Raw genomic sequence first — 3349 nt, forward strand, 5'->3', positions numbered from 1 at the left:
CTGCCATCAAACCCATTCCAGCCAAAATTAATCTCCCCAGTAAAGTTTTCCCCTGGCGTAAAGACTAATTTGGCTAATTCTGCCACGTCAATTTCTTGGTTTAATTCGATGAGTTGACCATTAAGTTTCAGAGTGCCATTTTCCGGGAGAGCGGTGATTTTGATTTTCTGTAGTTCGTCTGACTCGGTATCGGTAAATTGACTGATAAAATCTGTGGGAGAAAACGGCAGGGAAGTGTTTTGCTTTCCCGACTTACTCAGATTGGCGATCGCCGGCGGGTCATTGACCGGATTGAGGTTGACCTCAACCGTTCCACTATCAACGCCATACTCATTGCCATCAAATCCATTCCAACTCCAACTAATTTCACCAGAAAAGTTTTCCTGGGGGACAAACACCAAATCGCCGATATCGGCCATCTCAATTTCTTGCAGGTTTTCCACTGGCTGGCCATTGAGCTTTAGGGTACCATTGGTAGGCAGAGAGGTAATTTTAATTTTGCTCAGGTCGTGGTTATCTTCATCGGTAAATTGGCCGAGAAAATCAGTGGAGGAAAACCCAATTGCCACATCTTCGGTGCCCGACTTGAGGACTTGGCCAATTTCCGGGGGAGTATTGACCAGAACCGTGGCGATCGCGTTGGTATCGGTACCGTTGTTATTGCTTTTGTCCGGGTCGAATGTCGTCGCCGTGGCCAAAATTGCATTCGTTAACGTGCCCGCAGTGGGCGGGGCCGTTCCCGTGATGGTATAGGCGATCGATTCCCCATTTTCCAACAGCGGAATACTCGGCCAAGAAACGATGCCGGTTTGCGGATTATAGGTTCCCCCATCACTGGCACTTATCCAATTGAAATCCGTGGGAAGCGGATCGAAAATAATTACATTTTCCGCCGGATCCGGTCCGTTATTCGTTACCTCAATAGTGTAGGTAATTTCCCCATTGGGCAGTACGGTTAAAGGTGCCTTTTTTGTCGCCAACACATCCGCCTGTTTTGTAGGCGGTTCTACGGTTTTCACCACCAAATTGCGGATTTCGTGGATATTGGTATAAGCCCCGGTCGAACCGCCAAACCCAAATTTAAACGTGTCCGGAATCGGTCCGTTGGGTTTGATATCTCCATCCTCTAAATCATCAAAATCCCCATCGCCATTCGCATCCCGTCCGTTAACGACATCAAAAGGAGGGATGACTTCTTCCCCCTCATCGTTACAATCTCCATCGTTATTAAAATCAATGCAAATCGAGAGAAACCCCTCTTGAGTTAAGATGATTTTTGCCGTGAGTTTCGCATTTTCGCGATTGGTTTCATTGGGAAATGAGAAAGAATTGTCCAAGGATTCTGTCCCGGTTAAGTAAGGATAATCCGTGGTGATATCTCCCGCGCTTCCGTTACCGCGACCGCGAATCGCCACCGCATTGGATCGCAGGTTAGGCCAGCCCCCCACGCGACCTTCTCCCGCCCGAGAAAAATTGCCAAATGAATCGAATCCGATGCCGAGATATCCGCCTTCAATCCCGTTGACGGTTTGATTGGTTTGGTTTCTTTGCGCGTAGCCGAGAGAGCCACCAAATCCCCCCGCGACTGTGGGAGATTCGTTCCCATCAATTAGAAATAAACTAAACCCATCTGCTCCGGTATCGTGGCTGCTATCATAGGCAAACATTTCAAAGCTAATTTCCAGTCCCGCATCCGCCGGAACCGGATTGTTGTAAATCACAAAAGTGGCTTGGTTTTTGATGTTTGAAGTTAAGCGCAGCGCTCCTTCACCGGGTTGGTCGAGGGGCATGTCTAAACTTGGAATAACCCCAGCGCCAATTCCAGCCGTTAAAACGGGAGTGGCCGAAGTTTCATTACCGGTGCCATAAATCCAAGGCCCGACTACGGCGCCTTCGGTGAAGGTTTCTTGAATTAAACTGGAAAAAACAAACGGATAGATTTGTAATACCTCTAGCTCAAAGGCTAAGGCCGATTTTAGAGTCGATTGGCTTGGGTAAAATCGGCTTGTATTTCTCTCGGGCGGCCTTTTTTTGGCTCGGTTAATCCTTCTAGAATAATGAGGATTGTCTGGTATTGTCGCAATCGGTAATTGCCAATTTCCGCCTTTCGCCGCGCTTCCAACTAAACTATCGGAGGCGGCAATATTTAATCCGGTTAATTGACTCAGTTGGGAGAGGAATTCAGCACCGATTTTCCCGGCGGCTACATGACATGCATAAAGCAGCAGCGAGGGGGAAGAATGGGGAGGGGAAAAAGCATTTTTCCACTGTTGCAAGCGAGGGGCATACTGTGCGAGGCTGTGTGAATTGAGTTCGCGGTTTCCCAGGTGCAAGCTGCCCGGTTTGCCATGACAAACTACATGGATGCTCTGGATGTGAGTGCGATGTTGTAGCACGCGATGGATTTGTGCCACGCCATCGCGGCGATCGTCTAGGACGATCGCTTCATATCCCGGTTTTACCCCACGGACCAGGGTGGCGCAATCTTGAAGTTGCGGGTCGATAAACACCAGGTGAGCGATCGCGCCTAAGTTTTTGCCTTTCCCTCCTGGGGCGATCGCCCCCATTGCGGATAGGGTATCTCCCGGGGGCAAATCCTCCGGGTCCGACAGCGGAGGGATAACGCCGTCGGATTGAGATTGAGTCGAATTTAAGATGCAACCGTTCATAATTTCTCCAAGGGCAACACTATTGCAGGTGAGAATATTTACTCGCTCGGAAGTGCCCTTGGCGATCGCGCGATCGCGATGCCTTGTAACAAACTCAATTAAATCAAGCACCCCGATGACGAGTGGATAGTTTCCACTGACTTCTCACCATCACGACAGAACAGCAATGCACCCTGATGAACCCATCGATGGCGGTAAATTCTCGGAACTCTCTGGAGATACCGTAGAATCACTCGAATCAGTTTCAACTGACTGCCACTATCCGTAATTATACGGTACTTTTCGGCGTTCTGTGTCCGGTTTTTGGGTGATTTTTTCGCACTCAACCTGCGATCGCGATCGCATCTGTCGGTGACTTACCGCTTAAAATCCTTTCCTGGTAAATATTTCAGCGATTGCTGAATTGCACCCGCTTTGGGTAAAACCACTCAGGGCTATCACCCCCCACCGGGCATTTTCCCTGGGGTAAACCCGGAAAACTTAATTATGTTTTAATCTTTCGGCGGTTTTTCGCCCCTGTGTTCTGCCCCAATCCCCGCCCGGGTACGCGAGGGTATTTTTGCGGTAAAATAAAAGATTACACGCTTAAACAAACCACGACTGAGCTGTCAGCACCCCGCTCTAAAGAGACGGGGCTTCTAGCCCCTGACTTTAGGTAGCTGACCAGCCTAAGCCCTACG

At 49.2% G+C, this 3349-nt stretch carries 1 protein-coding gene; it reads right to left on the reverse strand.

The features are described 5' to 3' along the window. Window positions 1-2780 (reverse strand): DUF4347 domain-containing protein (locus tag LKK83_RS15490; RefSeq protein ID WP_324632113.1); only part of this gene is annotated, 2780 nt, incomplete at its 3' end. Between the last annotated feature and the right edge of the window lie 569 nt (window positions 2781-3349).

It is taken from the genome of Phormidium sp. CCY1219 (assembly GCF_035615515.1).
Taxonomy (GTDB): domain Bacteria; phylum Cyanobacteriota; class Cyanobacteriia; order Cyanobacteriales; family Laspinemataceae; genus CCY1219.